The organism is Pseudomonas sp. DTU_2021_1001937_2_SI_NGA_ILE_001 (assembly GCF_032463525.1).
Lineage (GTDB): Bacteria > Pseudomonadota > Gammaproteobacteria > Pseudomonadales > Pseudomonadaceae > Aquipseudomonas.
In genome coordinates this window covers 3,363,126-3,380,083 of record NZ_CP135971.1, presented here as the reverse complement: position 1 = coordinate 3,380,083, position 16,958 = coordinate 3,363,126, and the positions used below count along the sequence as shown (strand labels likewise).

Sequence of the window (16,958 nt, the reverse complement as noted above, 5' to 3'; positions counted from 1 at the left end):
CGCCGCAAGGCGGCTTTTACAAAAAATCCGTGGTAGTTCAGGGGCGGTCGAAAGGATGAGTAGGAATAGGAAGTTATTCAGTGTCAGCCTGCTGGCACTGGTCGTCAGCGGTTGTGCAGTCACCAGCCAGCCCATCGACCGTAGCGTCAGCGAGCAGCGCGCCAAGAGCGATCTGTACGAAATGTACAAGGACCAGGAGGCCCTGAACGGCCCGCTGACCCTGCACCAGGCCATGGCCCGTGCGGTGAAGTACAACCTTGAAGCGCGCTTGAAGGTCATGGAAGAGGCCCTGGCGCACCGTCAGCTGGACCTGGCCAGCTACGACATGCTGCCGCGCATGGCGCTGTCGGCCGGCTATGCCGGGCGCAGCAACGTCAGTGCGTCCAGCAGTGAGAGTGTGCAAACCGGCACCCAGTCTCTCGAACCCTCGACCTCGCAGGACCGCAACCGTCGTGTGGCGGACCTGACCATGGTGTGGAACGTCCTCGACTTCGGCGTCAGCTACATCAGTGCCAAACAGCAGGGCGACCAGCGCCTGATCGTCCAGGAACGTCGGCGCAAGGTGGTCAATACCATCGTCCAGGACGTACGTTCTGCCTACTGGCGCGCAGTGGCTGCCGAGCGCCTGCTCAAGCAGATCGACAGCCTCATGGCGCGTGTCGATCAGGCTCGCGACAACAGCCAGCGGATGAGCGACCAGCGCATCGGCGATCCCGTGCAGGCGCTGAGCTACCAGCGCTCGCTGATCCAGGCCACCCGGCAGCTGGAAGAGCAGCGCAAGGCGCTGTCACTGGCCAAGACCGAACTGGCGACCCTGATCAACCTGGCACCGGGTACCTCCTTCACCCTGGCCACCAGCGACGACTATTCGATCCCGGAATTGAAGGTCGACCTGGGTGTGCTGGAAAACGAGGCCTTGGCGACCCGCCCGGAACTGCGCGAGCAGGACTACCAGACCCGCATCAGCGCGGCGGAAACCCGCAAGGCCATGCTGCGCCTGTTGCCTGGCCTGGAGTTCTCGGCCGGCGGCCATTACGACAGCAACTCCTTCCTGGTCAACGACAAGTGGGCAGACTTCGGCGTCAAGGTGACCTGGAACCTGTTCAACGTGCTCTCCGCCCCGGCCGCCATCGACGTGGCCAAGGCCGGTGAAGACGTGGCAGCCGCACGTCGCCAGGCGATGTCGGTGGCGGTGCTGGCCCAGCTCTATGTCGCCAAGGCCAACTATCAGGAAGCCCTGCGCCAGTTCAAGACCAGCCAGCAATTGGCGAACATCGACGGGCAGATCGTCGGCCAACTGCGCAGCCGTCACCAGGCTGCCGGGATTGGCGAGCTGGAGTTGATCCAGGGCGAGCTGAACACCTTGCAGGCCGACCTGCGTCGCGACCTGGCCTATGCCGACCTGCGTAACGCCTACGGGCAGATCTTCGCCAGTGCCGGTCTCGACCCGCTGCCCGCCCAGCTGTCCTCCACCGAAGTGCAGGCCATCGCCGGTGCGCTGGCCAGCCAGGAGTCGAAATGGGCCGCCGGTGACATCGCTGCCGCCCAGTCGCCCAAGGCGCCTGCGGCCAAGTGACAGACGCCCGGTATCGGGCCGAGCTGCCGCTGTTCTCCCGCCTGCCTGCGACAGTCGACCTCGGGTTGCTGTTGCAGGCCTTGGCCCGTATCGAGGCAGCGGCCTGGAAGGCGCACTTCAATACGGGCTACTACGAAGGCGAGTGGTCCGGCGTAACGCTTCTGGCCCCCGCCAACGAGCGGGTCGAACTGGCGCTGGGCACGGGTGAAACCGTCGAGCGCGACGCCTGGTGCCGAGATCCGCGCTGGGCCAAGGCACTGGCATACCTCGACCTGGACATTCGCAGCGCCCGACTGCTGCGCCTGGGGCCAGGCAGCAAGATCCACCCGCACCGTGACTACGATCTCGACGGCCCGGAGGCTGACCGCCGCTTGCACATCCCCCTGGTCAGCTCGGATGAGGTGGATTTCATGCTGCAGACCCACCGTGTGCCCATGCGCGCCGGCGAGCTGTGGTTTCTCGACCTGGCCAGGCCACACAGCGTCGATAACTGGGGCACGGCGGCGCGGGTGCACCTGGTGCTCGATTGCCGACCAGGAGACTGGCTGGAGCGACAGATTCAGGCGGGGCTGGACACCACTCCTGCGCCGGGCGTTGGCCGCGCGGCGCGTGACTTCGCTACCTTGCGCTCGCTGCTGCATGCCCAACCCCATCTGTGTGAACCCTTGCAGGCCATCACCGAGGCCGAGGCGTTCGTCACCCAGCTGGTCGAGCTGGGTCGTGCTCAGGGCCTGAGCTTTGGTGCTGGCGATGTGCGCGCAGCCATGCGCGAAGGGCGCAGAAGCTGGAGCCAGCAATGGACAGCCTGAAAGGCTGGCTGCCCATTCGGATCTGGCAGCAGGACGGCCAGTGGTGGGTGGACTGGTGCTGGTTTGGCCAGCAGCCTCTGGAGCAACCGTTCTTTCGCGATGCCGTGGAACAGGCGCTGCGCTTGCCGTTCAACCAGGCCTTGCGTCGGCAAACGCCGCTGCAGGTGCTGTGTGAGTGGCCAGTGGCGGATATTCAACCGGTCGCCTTCATCCACCATGCATCGCGCTGTGGCTCGACCCTGGTGTGCCAGATGCTGGCCTGTCTCGACGCGTTCATCGTCATTTCCGAGGCACCGCCTGTCGACACGCTGCTGCGTGCGAACATGGCACCGGTGCTGCGGCAAGCGGCCTTGCGCGGGCTGCTGGCGGCCTATGGTCAGGCTCGCCGAGGCACCGAGCGGGCGCTGGTGATCAAGCACGATGCCTGGAACATCGGTGAACTGCCGCTGATGCGCGAGGTGTTTCCCCAGGTGCCATGGCTGTTCATCTACCGCGACCCGCTGGAAATCGCCGTGTCGCATCGGCGTGCCCCCGGCATGCACATGGTGCCTGGCATGATTGGTGCCAGTTGCCTGGACGACCCCGCTCATGACCCGGCCTGCCGCGAGGATTTCATCGCCGGGCGGGTGGGGCGCACGCTGGCGCTGGGGCTGGAGCAATGCCGGAAGGCCGGCGGCTGGGCGCTCGACTATCGCGATGTGCTTGAAGCCATGCACGGCCCGCTGGGCGACTTGCTGGGCCTCACGGCGCAGGAACGCGAGACGGCCCGGGCGGCGAGCCGACAGCATGCCAAGCAGCCCGCGCAGGTGTTCGTGGGCGACAGTCAGCGCAAGCAGGAGGAGGCCAGCGAGCTGCTCAAGGCCAGGGTCGAGCATTGGGCGCGGGCGGCCTACAGCGGCCTGCAGCAGCTTGGACGCGGACGGGCTCCTGACCATTAACTTCAGCGTAACGATCCGCCGCCCAGCTTGATTGATGCCTGGCCCGGCGGCTTCTAAGGTGACCCACGACAGCGAACCTCGTGGAGTGACCATGACAACGATAAATAACCCCGACGCGCGCTGGTCGCGGCGTCGCAGCGAGAAACAGCGACGCCTGGACCAGGTCCGGCCCTTGGCCGATGGTGTGGTGATTCCCACCGAGAACATCGTCGCTGCGTTGCAGGCGCTGCTGGTGCCCGGCGATCGGGTGGTGCTGGAGGGCAACAACCAGAAGCAGGCCGACTTCCTCTCCCGTTCGCTGGTCAAGGTCGACCCCGGCAAGGTCCACGACCTGCACATGATCATGCCCAGCGTCGGCCGTTCCGAGCACCTGGATCTCTTCGAGCGCGGTATCGCCCGCAAGCTGGACTTCTCCTTCGCCGGTACCCAGAGCCTGCGCATCAGCCAGTTGCTGGAAGACGGGCTGCTGGAAATCGGCGCCATCCACACCTACATCGAACTCTACTCGCGCCTGGTGGTGGACCTGATCCCCAACGTGGTGCTTTCGGCCGGCTTCATGGCCGACCGCGCCGGCAACATCTACACCGGCCCCAGCACCGAAGACAGCCCGGCACTGATCGAGCCGGCGGCGTTCAGCGACGGCATCGTCATCGTCCAGGTCAACCAGCTGGTGGATGACGTCAGCGACCTGCCGCGTGTCGACATCCCGGCCTCCTGGGTCGACTTCGTGGTGGTCGCCGACAAGCCGTTCTACATCGAGCCGCTGTTCACCCGCGATCCGCGGCACATCAAGCCGGTGCATGTGCTGATGGCGATGATGGCGATTCGTGGCATCTACGAGAAACACGACGTCCAGTCGCTCAACCACGGTATCGGCTTCAACACCGCGGCCATCGAGCTGATTTTGCCCACCTACGGCGAGTCCCTGGGGCTGAAAGGCAAGATCTGCCGCAACTGGACCCTCAACCCGCACCCCACCCTCATTCCCGCCATCGAGAGCGGCTGGGTGCAGAGCGTGCACTGCTTCGGCACCGAACTGGGCATGGAGAACTACGTGGCGGCGCGCCCCGACGTGTTCTTCACCGGCCGCGACGGCTCGCTGCGTTCCAACCGCCAGCTCTGCCAGCTGGCCGGGCAGTACGCCGTGGACCTGTTCATCGGCGCCACCCTGCAGGTCGATGGCGATGGCCATTCCTCCACCGTCACCCGGGGCCGCCTGGCCGGCTTCGGCGGCGCGCCGAACATGGGCCATGACCCGCGTGGCCGCCGTCACGGCACCCCGGCCTGGCTGGACATGCGCACCGCCACCGGCGACGGCCCGGCGGCCTACCTGGAGCGCGGCAAGAAACTGGTGGTGCAGATGGTCGAGACCTTCCAGGAGGGCGGCAAACCGACCTTCGTCGACACCCTGGACGCCGTGGAAGTGGCGAAGAAGAGCGGCATGCCGCTGGCGCCGATCATGATCTACGGCGACGACGTCACCCACCTGCTCACCGAAGAAGGCATCGCCTACCTGTACCGCGCGCGCAGCCTGGAAGAGCGCCGCGCGATGATCGCTGCGGTGGCCGGGGTCACCGCCATTGGCCTGCGCCACGACCCGAAAGAGACCGCACGGTTGCGTCGTGAAGGGCTGATCGCACTGCCCGAAGACCTTGGCATTCGCCGCACCGACGCCAGCCGCGAGCTGCTGGCGGCCAAGAGCATCGCCGACCTGGTCGAATGGTCCGGCGGCCTGTACAACCCGCCTGCCAAATTCAGGAGCTGGTGATGAACGCCTTGCCGATTCATCGGGCCGAGCTGTCGCGGGCCGATCAGCTGGCCGACCTGGCCGTCGCCGCGCTGATCGACGAAGCCGAACTGTCGCCCAAGCCGGCGCTGGTCGACCGACGCAGCAGTGGTGCCCACCACGACATGCACCTGGGGCTGATGCAGGCCTCGGCGCTGTCGCTGTGGCCAGCCTTCCAGCAGATGGCCGAAGCCGCTGTGCGGCGCGGCGCCATCGACCGGACCCTGCGGGAAACCCTGGGGCGTCTGGGCCGTGAAGGCGAAGCCGACATGCTGCGCACCACCGGCGGCGTGAACACGCATCGCGGGGCGATCTGGGCCTTGGGCCTGCTGGTGGCGGGTGCGGCGCTGGACCCCGCCGACGGCTCGGCCTCCGGCGTGTGCCGCCGCGCCGCGCAACTGGCGTTGATCGACGACCCTCACGCCGATTCGGCGCCCAGCCATGGCCGCGCGGTGGCGCAGCGCTACGGCAGCGGTGGCGCTCGCGAACAGGCGCAACGGGGCTTTCCGGCAGTGACCGGCCAGGGCCTGCCGCAACTGCGCCGCAGCCGCGCCCAAGGCAGCGGCGAGCAGAACGCCCGGTTGGATGCGCTGTTGGCGATCATGACCACCCTGGACGACACCTGCGTGCTGCACCGCGCCGGGCCAGAAGGGCTGCAGGCCATGCAGCAGGGCGCACGGCGTGTCCTGGAGGCCGGTGGCAGCGCCAGCCTGGCCGGGCGTCGTCAGTTGCAGGCATTGGACCGTGAGCTGGTGGGCCTGAATGCCTCACCGGGCGGCGCCGCCGACCTGTTGGCCGCCTGTCTGTTCATCGATGGCCTGGAGCCTGCGCTCGGCCACGTTTCGAGGAGTATCTGAGCATGGAAACCCTGCAATTCGAATTTCCCGCCGGACAACCGCCCCGTGGCCGGGCGCTGGTCGGCTGTGTCGGCTCCGGTGACCTGGAAGTGCTGATCGAACCGGGTCAGCCGGGCAAGCTGGCGATCCGCGTGGTGACTTCGGTCAGCGGCGCCGCATCGCGTTGGCAGCACCTGTTCGAGCGCATGTTCGACGGCCAGACCCCGGCGGCGCTGAACATCGATATCCACGACTTCGGCGCCACGCCGGGGGTGGTGCGCCTGCGCCTGGAACAAGGCTTCGAGGAGGTCGGCCATGACTGATACCGCACGTTTGCTCAACCAGCAGAGCTTCATCGAACTCGGTGCGCGGCAGCGGGCCAAGGCGCTGCTGGATGCCGGCAGCTTTCGTGAACTGCTCGACCCCTTCCAGCGCGTGATCTCACCCTGGCTGCCGCAGCAGGGTGTGGTGCCGCAAGCCGACGACGGTGTGGTGGTCGGCAAGGGCACCCTGGACGGTCGCCCGGTGGTGATCGCCGCCATCGAAGGCGCCTTCCAGGGCGGCAGCATGGGTGAAGTGGGCGGAGCCAAGATGGCCGGTGCCCTGGAGCTGGCGGCCGAAGACAACCGCTGCGGCATCCCCACCGCCGCGATTCTGCTGCTGGAGACTGGTGGCGTGCGCCTGCAGGAGGCCAACCTGGGCCTGGCAGCGATTGCCGAGATCCAGGCGGCGATCGTCGACCTGCGCCAGTTCCAGCCGGTGATCGGGGTGATTGCCGGCAGCGTCGGCTGCTTTGGCGGCATGTCCATCGCCGCCGGGCTGTGCAGCTACCTGCTGGTGACCCGTGAAGCGCGCCTGGGCCTCAACGGCCCGCAAGTGATCGAGCAGGAAGCCGGCATCGAGGAATACGACTCCCGCGACCGGCCTTTCATCTGGAGCCTGACAGGCGGTGAGCAGCGTTTCGCCAGTGGCCTGGTGGACGGTTTTGCCGCCGACGACAGCGCGGCGATCCGTCAGCAGGTGGCCGGCTGGCTGCAGCAGGGCGTACCCGCCCGGCACCGCAGCGGTGACTACGAGGCTTACCTGGGCAAGCTCGCCGAGCTGGACACCACGCCGCAGATCGCCCCGCAGACCGTGCGCAACCTCTACACAGGAGCCCGCCCATGAGCGCCTCGCAACGTGGTGAAAACTGGTTCGCCGCCCTGACCGACGGCGCGCCGCGCATCGACGGCCTGCCGGCTTCGGTGCTGGCCGCTGATGGCCGGCTGGGCGAGGTCTCGGTACGTTTCCTGGCGGTCATCCCGGACAGCGGCAACCCGTTCCCCCGCGCCCGTCAGGGCGAGGTCGGGCTGCTGGAAGGCTGGGGACTGGCCAAGGCCGTGGATCAGGCCATCGAGCTGGACCGCGACCAGGCCGAAAAGCGCGCTCTGGTGGCGATTGTCGACGTGCCCAGCCAGGCCTATGGCCGCCGCGAGGAAGCGCTGGGCATCCACCAGGCGCTGGCCGGTGCGGTAGACAGCTATGCACGGGCGCGCCTGGCCGGTCACCCGGTCATCGGTCTGCTGGTCGGCAAGGCAATGTCCGGGGCCTTCCTGGCCCACGGTTACCAGGCCAACCGCCTGATCGCCCTGCGTGATCCCGGTGTCATGGTGCACGCCATGGGCAAGGCCTCGGCGGCGCGGGTGACCCTGCGCAGCGTCGAGGAACTGGAGACGTTCGCCGCCCGCATTCCGCCCATGGCCTACGACATCGACAGCTACGCCAGCCTGGGCCTGCTCTGGGAAACCCTCAGCGTTACGCAGATCGACCGGCCTCAGGCACAGGACCTGGCCCAGGTGTGCCAAGTGCTGGCGTCGGCCATCGAAGATGTGCGGCGCAGCGGCACTGATTTGCGCGGTCGCCTCGGCGCTGCCCATCGCGCCGCCTCGACCAGGGTCCGGGAACTGCTGCGGGAGCAGTGGTAATGCACGGCCCACTGCCGCACGACCTGCTCTGGGGCATGCCCCGGCTCGACGCTGCGCCCGCCTGGGTGCACGCGGTGCTGGAGCAGGGCCAGCCGGTGGTGGTGCGCCGCGAGGCGCTGGCGGCCGACCTGGTGGCGGTGGGCATTCGTGGGCCGCGCCGCGACCAGCGCTATGCTGCTGGCCTGCCGCGTGCGGCCATCCGGCGCCGGGTCAGCCCGGAGCAACTGGCCAGTGTCGAGGCCGAAGGTGACTGGCCGGCCTTGCAGGCGCTGCGCCAGTTGCGCCCGCTGTTCGATGCCCTGGGCCTGGTCTGGGGGGTGGGTGGCAGCGCCGGTTACCAACTGGCGACCGGCCTCACCGTGTTGCACCAGGGCAGCGACCTGGACCTGATCCTGCGCACCCCGCAGCACCTGTCGCGGGGTTGGGCCGCCGAACTGGTCGCCGAGCTGGAGCGGGCGGCATGCCGGGTCGACGTCCAGCTGCAACTGCCTACCGGTGGCCTGGCGCTGCGCGAATGGGCCGGTACGGCGCGGCAGGTGATGCTCAAGACCGACCACGGCGCGCGTCTGGTCAGCAATCCTTGGCAACCGCTGGAGGCCTGTGCATGAGCAGCCTGTGGGTGTTCCCCGGCCAGGGCGCGCAGAAGCCCGGCCTGCTGCATCGGCTGCCCGACGCGGGTGTGGTGCGCGACACCCTGGCGCAGGCCAGTGCGGTGCTGGGCGAGGACGCTCTGGCGCTGGACAGCGAAGTGGCGTTGCGCGGCACCCGTGCCGTGCAGCTGTGCCTGCTGATCGCCGGGGTGGCAGCGGCCCGGCTGCTGCGTGAGCAGGGCTGTACCCCGGAATTCGTGGCCGGATTGTCCATCGGCGCCTACCCGGCGGCCGTGGTCGCCGAGGCTGTGGATTTCGACGACGCCCTGCGTCTGGTGGCGCTGCGTGGTCAGTTGATGCAGGACGCCTATCCCGAGGGTTACGGCATGACCGCGATCCTCGGCCTGGAGCAACACGAGGTCGAGGCGCTGCTGGCCAAGGCCGAGGGGCCGGTGTACCTGGCCAATATCAATGCCGAGCGGCAGATGGTGATCGCCGGTAGCGATGCCGCGATGCAGCAGGTGGCGACGCTCGCCAAGGCCGCTGGCGCCAGCGGCACCAAGCGCCTGGCGGTCAGCGTGCCGTCGCATTGCGCGCTGCTCGACGCCCCGGCGCGGCAGCTGGCCGAGGCTTTCGCCGCGGTCGAGGTGCGTATGCCACGGCTGCGCTACCTGAGCGGCACCACGGCCCGGCCGGTGGTGCAGCCCGAGCGGCTGCGCGACGACCTGGCCTTCAACATGTGCCGGGTCATCGACTGGCGCAGCACCGTGGAAACCGCCCACGAGCGGGGCGTCACGCTACAGATCGAGATGCCGCCAGGGGCGGTGCTCACCGGCCTGGGTCGCAAGATTCTGCAACGGGCCACGCTGACCGCCTTCGACGGCGCCCGCCTGGACAGCCTGATCGCGTTATCGCGAGAGGAGGGAAGCCGCCACCCATGAGATGAAATCCGCAAGCGACTGCTAAGAAGCACAAGAACAACAACTTCGGCAAAGCAATTGAGGAATAACAACAATGATTATCTATGGTGTGGCGTTTCTGGCGTTCTGTACCCTGGCCGGCATTTTCATCGGCGAGGTCCTTGGCAAACTCATCGGCGTACCGGCCAACGTCGGCGGTGTCGGCATCGCGATGCTGCTGCTGATCGGCCTGGGCAGCTACCTGAGCAAACGTGGCGTACTCAACGCCAAGTCCGAACAGGGCGTGGAGTTCTGGAGCGCGGTGTATATCCCTATCGTGGTGGCCATGGCGGCCCAGCAGAACGTCTACGGTGCCCTCAAGGGCGGCCCCATGGCGATGCTCGCCGGAACCCTGGCGGTGGTCGTGGCCTTTGCCCTGGTGCCGGTGCTCAACCGCATGAACAGCCGTTCCAGCGAGCCGCAAGCCGTGGCTCCCAGCAAGACTGCGGGGTGACCGGTATGCATGACGCGCTCATGAAAGTGGCCAGCGGCTACGGCCTGGTCGGCGGCTTCGCCATCATCGGCATCACCATGTGGGTCTCCTACTGGTTCTCCAACACCTTCACCAAGGGCCGCCTGCACGGCTCGGCGGTGGCCATTCTGATGGGCCTGGTGCTGGCCTATATCGGCGGGGCCATGACTGGCGGGCAGAAAGGTGTGGTCGACCTGCCGCTGTTGTCTGGCATCGGCCTGCTGGGCGGCGCCATGTTGCGTGACCTGGCGATCGTGGCCACGGCCTTCGGGGTGAACGTCAGTGAACTCAAACGCGCGGGTGTGGCCGGTGTGCTGTCGCTGTTCGTCGGCATCGGCACGTCCTTCATCGCTGGGGTGGGTGTGGCCATGGCCTTCGGGTACACCGACGCGGTGAGCCTGACCACCATCGGTGCGGGGGCGGTGACCTATATCGTCGGCCCGGTGACCGGTGCCGCCATCGGTGCCAGTTCCGATGTCATGGCCCTGTCGATTGCCGCCGGGTTGATCAAGGCGATTCTGGTGATGGTCGCCACCCCGTTCGTAGCGCCCTTCATCGGCCTGAACAACCCAGGCAGCGCAGTGATCTTCGGCGGGCTGATGGGCACCTCCAGCGGCGTGGCCGGCGGCCTGGCGGCCACCGATCCGAAACTGGTGCCTTATGGTTGCCTGACCGCTGCCTTCTACACCGCGCTGGGCTGCCTGATGGGACCTTCGGTGCTGTATTTCGCCATGCGCGGGCTGGTGGGCTGATGACTTCCTTACCCGGTCGGAGCGTCTGTGGCCGCGATACTCGTCGGTTACACCGGGTAGGAGCGGCTTCAGCCGCGAAGCGACCGCATGTTCGAAGCAGATGTAGTGATTCTTCTAGCGCATTCGCGGCTAAAGCCGCTCCTACCGGCTTTACCCGTGAAAGGGCCCTGCCGCCTGATGGGGCTAAGCCGGGCCTTGGCTGCGGCTGGCGTACATGCGGCACTCGGCGACCAGGGCCAGCAGGTTCGGGTCGCGCTCGCGGGACTTGAGGAACACCACGCCGATGTCCTGCTGCATGCGGTAACGCGCCTGCAGCGGGATCAAGCGCACGCGGTTCTCGTATACGGCAGCGATGCGCCCTGGCAGCAGGGCGTAACCGACGCCGGAACTGACCATGCTCAGCAGGGTGAAGATGTCGTTGACCTGCATCGCCACCTTCGGCTCGAAGCCGGCCTGCTGGAACACGCGAATGCCATCGCGATGGGTGGCGAAGCCTTGGGTGAGGGTGATGAAGGTTTCTTCACGCAGGTCGGCAAGGTCCACTTCGGCATGCCCGGCGAATGCCGAGTCGGCGGGTACGGCCAGGAAGATATCGTCGGAGAACAGCGCCAGGTGATCGCAGTCCGGGTCGTTGACGTTCTCGTCCAGCGACACCAGCATCGCGTCCACTTCCATGTTCTTGAGCTTGTACAGCAGGTCCATGTTCGAGCCCAGCACCAGGTCGATGTTCAGCTCGCTGCGGCGCAGTTTCAGGCCCATGATCAGCTGCGGCACGGTGCGCACCGTCAGCGAATACAACGCCCCCAGGCGAAAGCGCGCCGCCGAGAAGCCAGCGGCCTGGCGGGTCTGCTCCACGGCGCCGAGTACGTCCTGCACCAGCTTCTGGGCATGTTCTTCGAGCACGTAGGCGCTTTCCAGCGGTGTCAGGTTGCGCCCCTCGTGCTTGAACAGCGGGCAGCGCAGCGCGCTTTCCAGGGAGTGAATGGCGCGGTGTACGCTGACGTTGCTGGTCTGCAGCTCGGCGGCGGCGCGGCTGAGATTGCCGGTGCGCATGAACGCCAGGAAGATTTCCAGTTTCTTGAGGGTCAGTTCGTCGTCGATCTGCATGTCCGGGCCGTGGGTGGGGCGGGCCTTCGATTGTGCCCAAGCCGGCTGACAAAATCCGCACGATGTGGGTCGCGGGCTTTGATTCTGTCACACAAATTCCTTATAACCAGCGTTACCCATGGTCACAAAGGTCGACATCACCGATGTACTACGGAGAGAAATTCAACGCCTGGACTCACCTGGTCGGCGCCGTGCTGGCCGCCGTCGGCGCCATCTGGCTGCTGGTGCTGGCAGGCATGCAACAGGACGTGTGGAAGATCGTCAGCGTGGCGATCTATGGCGTCTGCCTGGTGGCGCTGTACAGCGTCTCGACGGTCTACCACAGCGTGCGCGGGCGCGCGAAACGCATCATGCGCAAGGTCGACCACTTTTCCATCTACCTGATGATCGCCGGCAGCTACACGCCGTTCTGTCTGGTGTCGCTGCGCGGCCCCTGGGGCTGGAGCCTGTTCGGGGTGGTGTGGGGGCTGGCGCTGATCGGCATCCTGCAGGAAATCAAGCCGCGCTCCGAAGCACGCATTCTTTCGGTGATCATCTACGCGGTGATGGGCTGGGTGGTGCTGGTCGCGGTCAAGCCGTTGCTGGCCTCACTGGGCAGCGCCGGGTTCTTCTGGCTGGCCGGCGGCGGGGTGCTGTACACCGTTGGCATTCTGTTCTTCGCCTTCGACCACATCCGCCACTGGCATGGCATCTGGCACCTGTTCGTGATCGCCGGCAGCCTCATGCACTTCGTGGCGATCTGGTTCTACGTGCTCTGACTCTGGAAGCGCGCGTGCTCGCGAATCAGGCGCCGCCGGGTGTGTTCATTTCGCGAGCACCGCACCCGGCCTTATCGCGAGCAAGCTCGCTTTAACGGCGCCCCGGCGCCATCCGCGTCAGAGATCGCCCCACAGGTGCTGGGCCACGCTCAGCGCTACCACCGGGGCGGTTTCGGTGCGCAGGACGCGCGGGCCGAGGCGGGCGGCGTGGTAGCCGGCGGCCTTGGCCTGCTCCACCTCTGCATCGCTCAGGCCGCCTTCCGGGCCGATCAGAAAAGCCAGGCGCTGCGGGGCAGGGTGGCTGCTCAGTGCTTCGGCCACCGGGTGCAATACCAGCTTGAGGTCGGCTTCGGTGCGTTGCAGCCACTCGCTCAGCGGCAGCGGCGGGTGAATCACCGGCACCACCGAGCGCCCGCATTGTTCGCAGGCACTCACCGCGATCTGCTGCCAGTGCGCCTGGCGTTTCTCGGCGCGCTCGTCCTTCAGGCGCACCTCGCAGCGCTCGCTGATGATCGGGGTGATTTGCGCCACGCCCAGCTCGGTGGCCTTCTGGATCGCCCAGTCCATGCGCTCGCCCCGCGACAGGCCCTGGCCCAGGTGAATGCGCAGCGGCGACTCCGGTTGCCCGGCCAGGGCTTCATCCAGCTGCACGCGCACCTGCTTCTTGCCCACTTCCAGCAGGGTGCCGCGGTATTCCTGGCCGGAGCCATCGAACAGCTGCAACGCCTGGCCCTCGCTCATGCGCAGCACGCGACCGATGTAGTGCGCCTGGGCCTCAGGCAGGGTGTGCTCGCCCAGGCTCAGCGGGGCGTCGATGAAGAAGCGGGACAGTCTCATGCGGGGTCTCTGGTCATAACGTCAGGGCAAAGTGATCAGGCATTTCGGAAATCGCTTCAGCCGGGGTCGCGGAAGTCCGGGTGAAAGCCTTCCGGCACCGCCACGCTGATGTTTTCCCGGGTGGCGATGTCGATGCCTTCGCTGGCCACTTCGGCAAGGAAGTCGATCTGCTCCGGGGTAATCACGTAGGGCGGCAGGAAATACACCACGTTGCCCAGCGGGCGCAACAGGGCGCCGCGGCTCAGGGCGTGCTGGAACACCTTCAGGCCACGGCGCTCCTGCCAGGGGTAGGCAACCTTGCCGGCCTTGTTCTTGACCATCTCGATGGCCAGCGCCATGCCGGTCTGGCGCACTTCGGCCACGTGCGGGTGGTCGGCCAGGTGCGCGGTGGCACTGCCCATGCGCGCCGCCAGGGCTTGGTTGGCCTGAATGACGTTGTCTTGTTCGAAGATGTCCAGGGTCGCCAGGGCCGCTGCGCAGGCCAGCGGGTTACCGGTGTAGCTGTGCGAATGCAGGAAGGCGCGCAGGGTCGGGTAGTCGTCGTAGAAGGCGCTGTACACGTCATCGGTGGTCAGGCACGCCGCCAGCGGCAGGTAGCCGCCGGTGAGCGCCTTGGACAGGCACAGGAAGTCCGGGCGGATGCCGGCCTGTTCGCAGGCGAACATCGTTCCGGTACGGCCGAAGCCCACCGCGATCTCGTCGTGGATCAGGTGCACGCCGTAGCGGTCGCAGGCTTCGCGCAGCAGCCTGAGGTACACCGGGTGATACATGCGCATGCCGCCAGCACCCTGGATCAACGGCTCGACGATCACCGCCGCGACGCTGGCGTGATGCTCGGCCAGGGTCTGCTCCATGGCCTGGAACATCGTGCGCGAGTGTTCTTCCCAGCTCACGCCCTCCGGGCGGTGGTAGCAGTCCGGGCTCGGCACCTTGAGGGTATCGAGCAGCAGCGACTTGTAGGTTTCGGTGAACAGCGCCACGTCACCTACCGACATCGCCGCCACGGTTTCGCCGTGGTAGCTGTTGGTCAGGGTGACGAAGCGTTTCTTTTCCGGCTGGCCACGGTTGAGCCAGTAATGGAAGCTCATCTTCAGCGCCACTTCGATGCACGACGAGCCGTTGTCGGCATAGAAGCAGCGGGTCAGCCCCTCAGGGGTCAGTTGCACCAGTCGCTCGGACAGCTCGATCACCGGTTGGTGGCTGAAGCCGGCGAGGATCACATGCTCGAGCTGGTCGACCTGGTCCTTGATGCGCTGGTTGATGCGCGGGTTGGCGTGGCCGAACACGTTGACCCACCAGGAACTGACCGCATCCAGGTAACGCTGGCCGTCGAAGTCTTCCAGCCACACGCCCTCACCCCGGCGGATCGGGATCAGCGGCAGTTGTTCGTGGTCTTTCATCTGCGTGCAGGGGTGCCACAGCACCGCCAGGTCACGCTGCATCCACTGGTCGTTCAGGCCCATTGGACAATCTCCATCAAGCGAATCGGCCAAGACTAGAGAAGAGCCGGGTCCGGGACAACCTTTGAGCGCTGGCAGGCCTTTGGCCACTCACGTATGCTCGCCGCTCCTCGCGTCATTTGTTGAAATTTCCCACACTTTTTATCGGAGTTTGCGCAATGCGTTCTGCCTGGCTGCGCGGCTGTGCACTGTTGTTGATTGGGCTGGTCAGCGCCAATGCGCTGGCCAACGACAAACCTCGTACCGCCATCGTCGTCGGCGCTGGCCTGGCCGGCCTGACCGCCGCCTATGAACTGCAGGCAAAGGGCTGGCAGGTCACCCTGCTGGAAGCCAAGGGCAGCACCGGCGGGCGTTCGGGCCTGGCCACCAGCGAGTGGATCGGCAACGCCAAGGCGCAGCCGCTGGTCAACCAGTACCTGGAGCGCTTCAAGCTCGCCAGCGTGCCGGCCCCTGAGTTCGTGCGCACGCCCAGCTACCTGATCGACGGCGTGCACTTCACGGCCGCCGACCTGGCCGCCAAGCAGCCGGCCACCGCCGAGGCGCTCAAGCGTTACGAAGACACCCTGGACAACCTGGCGCGTTCCATCGACGACCCGGAGAACCCAGCGGCCAACAGCACCCTGTTCGCCCTGGACCAGATCAACGTGGCCAACTGGCTGGACCGCCAGAACCTGCCGGAAACCGCCCGCCAGCTGGTCAACCAGCAGATTCGCACCCGCTATGACGAACCGTCGCGCCTGTCGCTGCTCTACCTGGCCCAGCAGACCCGCGTGTATCGCGGTGTCGACGACCGTGACCGGCGCGCTGCGCGCCTGCCCGGCGGCAGTGTGGTACTGGCCGAAGCCTTCGCCAAGCAATTGAAGTCGATCAAGACCCAGTCGCCGGTGTCGGCAATCATCCAGGACAAGGACAGCGTCACCGTCAAGGTCGGCAACATCGGCTACAGCGCCGACTACGTGGTGGTCGCCGTACCGCTGCGCGCCCTGGCCAAGATCCAGATGACCCCGGCACTGGGCGACAAGTACGTGGGTGCGATCCGTGGCACCAACTACGGCTGGCGCGACCAGATCATGCTCAAGTTCAAGACCCCGGTGTGGGACAGCAAGGCGCGCATGTCGGGCGAGATCTTCAGCAACACCGGTCTGGGCATGCTGTGGATCGAGCCGGCGCTCAAGGGGGGCGCCAACGTGGTGATCAACCTGTCCGGCGACAATGCGCGGATCATGCAGGCCTTCGGCGACAAGCAGCTGGTCGACCAGGTGCTGATTCGCCTGCACGCCTTCTACCCGCAGGCGCGTGGCGCCTACACCGGCTACGAGATCCGTCGCTACAGCGTCGACCCGGGCATGGGCGGCTCTTACCTGGCCTACGGCCCGGGGCAGATCAGCAAGTTCTGGCGCGTGTGGGAAAAGCCCGTGCAGCGTGTCGCCTTTGCCGGCGAGCACACCGATGCCCTGTACCCCGGCACCCTGGAAGGCGCGCTGCGCAGCGGTCAGCGCGCGGCCAGCCAAGTGCAGGACCTGGCGGCAGGCAAGTCGTTCGAACCCAAGGTCATCCCACCGGTACCGGCCCCGGCCGTGGCACCGGCGAAGAAAGACGAGCAACCGGGTTTCTTCTCGCGGCTGTTCGGTGGCAGTGATGAAAAACCGGTGGAAAAACCTGCCGAACCGGCCGTTGCTCCGGTGCCCGCCCAGAGTCCAGCTCCTGCACCGGCCCCGGTCGTGCCTGCTGTAGCTCCGGTCCCTGCCGCCGCCCCGGCACCCGCCACACCTGCCAAGGATGCAGTGAAGAAAGACGCAGCGAAAAAGCAACCGGTGAGCAAGGACGCCACCCATAAGGCGCCGACGAAGAAAGAAGCGGTCAAGAAAGAACCGGCCAAAAAAGAGCCCGTGAAGAAAGAGCCGGTGAAAAAGGCCCCGGCCAAGACCGACGCGCCCAAGACCGACACCAGCGGCACCTGACCGCTGGCTAAGGCCAACGGGTAGGCCGGGTAGGAGCGGCTTCAGCCGCGAAGCGACTACATGTTCACAGCAGATGCAGTGAGTTTTCTGGCGCTTTCGCGGCTAAAGCCGCTCCTACAGGTCAGCGTGATTTGCTCTCGAGCAAACCGTGCC

At 66.6% G+C, this 16,958-nt stretch carries 17 protein-coding genes; 14 read left to right on the top strand and 3 right to left on the bottom strand.

All coding sequences use genetic code 11. The features are described 5' to 3' along the window. The first annotated feature begins 55 nt into the window (after positions 1-55). The 12 genes from RRX38_RS14490 to madM all read left to right on the top strand — a co-directional run bounded on the left by RRX38_RS14490 (position 56) and on the right by madM (position 10,682). Positions 56-1,576 carry a TolC family protein gene (locus tag RRX38_RS14490; protein WP_295478687.1) on the top strand — a complete coding sequence of 507 codons (1,521 nt, stop codon included), beginning with the start codon at positions 56-58 and terminating at the stop codon, positions 1,574-1,576. Beyond that, positions 1,573-2,385: an aspartyl/asparaginyl beta-hydroxylase domain-containing protein gene (locus RRX38_RS14485; protein ID WP_315959693.1), complete on the top strand. Its 813-nt coding sequence runs from the start codon at positions 1,573-1,575 to the stop codon at positions 2,383-2,385. Before RRX38_RS14490 ends, RRX38_RS14485 begins: the two co-directional genes overlap by 4 nt. Next, positions 2,373-3,323: a sulfotransferase family protein gene (locus RRX38_RS14480; RefSeq protein ID WP_315959692.1), complete on the top strand. Its 951-nt coding sequence runs from the start codon at positions 2,373-2,375 to the stop codon at positions 3,321-3,323. The genes RRX38_RS14485 and RRX38_RS14480 overlap by 13 nt, the downstream gene beginning before the upstream one ends. Positions 3,324-3,414: 91 nt before the next feature. Then, positions 3,415-5,091: a malonate decarboxylase subunit alpha gene (mdcA, locus tag RRX38_RS14475; RefSeq protein ID WP_315959691.1), complete on the top strand. Its 1,677-nt coding sequence runs from the start codon at positions 3,415-3,417 to the stop codon at positions 5,089-5,091. Further along, positions 5,091-5,966, top strand: coding sequence for a triphosphoribosyl-dephospho-CoA synthase (locus tag RRX38_RS14470; protein WP_315959690.1), 876 nt, complete (start codon positions 5,091-5,093; stop codon positions 5,964-5,966). The genes mdcA and RRX38_RS14470 overlap by 1 nt, the downstream gene beginning before the upstream one ends. 2 nt (positions 5,967-5,968) lie before the next feature. After that, positions 5,969-6,268 carry a malonate decarboxylase subunit delta gene (locus RRX38_RS14465; protein WP_295478673.1) on the top strand — a complete coding sequence of 100 codons (300 nt, stop codon included), beginning with the start codon at positions 5,969-5,971 and terminating at the stop codon, positions 6,266-6,268. Continuing rightward, positions 6,261-7,112, top strand: a complete 852-nt coding sequence (locus RRX38_RS14460) for a biotin-independent malonate decarboxylase subunit beta (protein WP_315959689.1) — start codon at positions 6,261-6,263, stop codon at positions 7,110-7,112. The genes RRX38_RS14465 and RRX38_RS14460 overlap by 8 nt, the downstream gene beginning before the upstream one ends. Next, the gene (gene mdcE / locus RRX38_RS14455; RefSeq protein WP_315959688.1) at positions 7,109-7,909 is read left to right on the top strand and encodes a biotin-independent malonate decarboxylase subunit gamma; all 801 of its coding nucleotides are present in this window, start codon (positions 7,109-7,111) and stop codon (positions 7,907-7,909) included. The genes RRX38_RS14460 and mdcE overlap by 4 nt, the downstream gene beginning before the upstream one ends. Next, positions 7,909-8,517 (top strand): malonate decarboxylase holo-ACP synthase, encoded by a 609-nt coding sequence (locus RRX38_RS14450; protein ID WP_315959687.1) that lies wholly within the window; start codon positions 7,909-7,911, stop codon positions 8,515-8,517. Before mdcE ends, RRX38_RS14450 begins: the two co-directional genes overlap by 1 nt. Continuing rightward, the gene (gene mdcH, locus RRX38_RS14445; protein WP_315959686.1) at positions 8,514-9,440 is read left to right on the top strand and encodes a malonate decarboxylase subunit epsilon; all 927 of its coding nucleotides are present in this window, start codon (positions 8,514-8,516) and stop codon (positions 9,438-9,440) included. Before RRX38_RS14450 ends, mdcH begins: the two co-directional genes overlap by 4 nt. Positions 9,441-9,513: 73 nt before the next feature. Further along, positions 9,514-9,912 carry a malonate transporter subunit MadL gene (madL, locus tag RRX38_RS14440; protein WP_315959685.1) on the top strand — a complete coding sequence of 133 codons (399 nt, stop codon included), beginning with the start codon at positions 9,514-9,516 and terminating at the stop codon, positions 9,910-9,912. A gap of 5 nt (positions 9,913-9,917) precedes the next feature. Beyond that, the gene (gene madM, locus RRX38_RS14435) at positions 9,918-10,682 is read left to right on the top strand and encodes a malonate transporter subunit MadM (protein WP_315959684.1); all 765 of its coding nucleotides are present in this window, start codon (positions 9,918-9,920) and stop codon (positions 10,680-10,682) included. Between the two features lie 183 nt (positions 10,683-10,865). Here madM and RRX38_RS14430 read toward each other — a convergent pair whose 3' ends face one another. Then, positions 10,866-11,789 carry a LysR substrate-binding domain-containing protein gene (locus tag RRX38_RS14430; protein WP_315959683.1) on the bottom strand — a complete coding sequence of 308 codons (924 nt, stop codon included), beginning with the start codon at positions 11,787-11,789 and terminating at the stop codon, positions 10,866-10,868. A 143-nt stretch (positions 11,790-11,932) separates the two neighbouring features. On the opposite strand from RRX38_RS14430, the gene trhA reads away from it, so the two are divergent. Next, positions 11,933-12,547, top strand: a complete 615-nt coding sequence (gene trhA, locus RRX38_RS14425) for a PAQR family membrane homeostasis protein TrhA (RefSeq protein ID WP_295478648.1) — start codon at positions 11,933-11,935, stop codon at positions 12,545-12,547. A 117-nt stretch (positions 12,548-12,664) separates the two neighbouring features. Here the strand turns inward: trhA and RRX38_RS14420 are convergent, their stop codons facing one another. Continuing rightward, positions 12,665-13,384 (bottom strand): 16S rRNA (uracil(1498)-N(3))-methyltransferase, encoded by a 720-nt coding sequence (locus RRX38_RS14420; RefSeq protein ID WP_315959682.1) that lies wholly within the window; start codon positions 13,382-13,384, stop codon positions 12,665-12,667. Positions 13,385-13,440: 56 nt separating this feature from the next. After that, entirely contained in the window at positions 13,441-14,847 is a 1,407-nt protein-coding gene (locus RRX38_RS14415) for an adenosylmethionine--8-amino-7-oxononanoate transaminase (protein WP_315959681.1), read from the bottom strand. Positions 14,848-15,002: 155 nt separating this feature from the next. Here RRX38_RS14415 and RRX38_RS14410 point away from each other — a divergent pair, with 155 nt between their 5' ends. Beyond that, entirely contained in the window at positions 15,003-16,805 is a 1,803-nt protein-coding gene (locus tag RRX38_RS14410; protein ID WP_315959680.1) for a flavin monoamine oxidase family protein, read from the top strand. Positions 16,806-16,958: the final 153 nt, after the last annotated feature.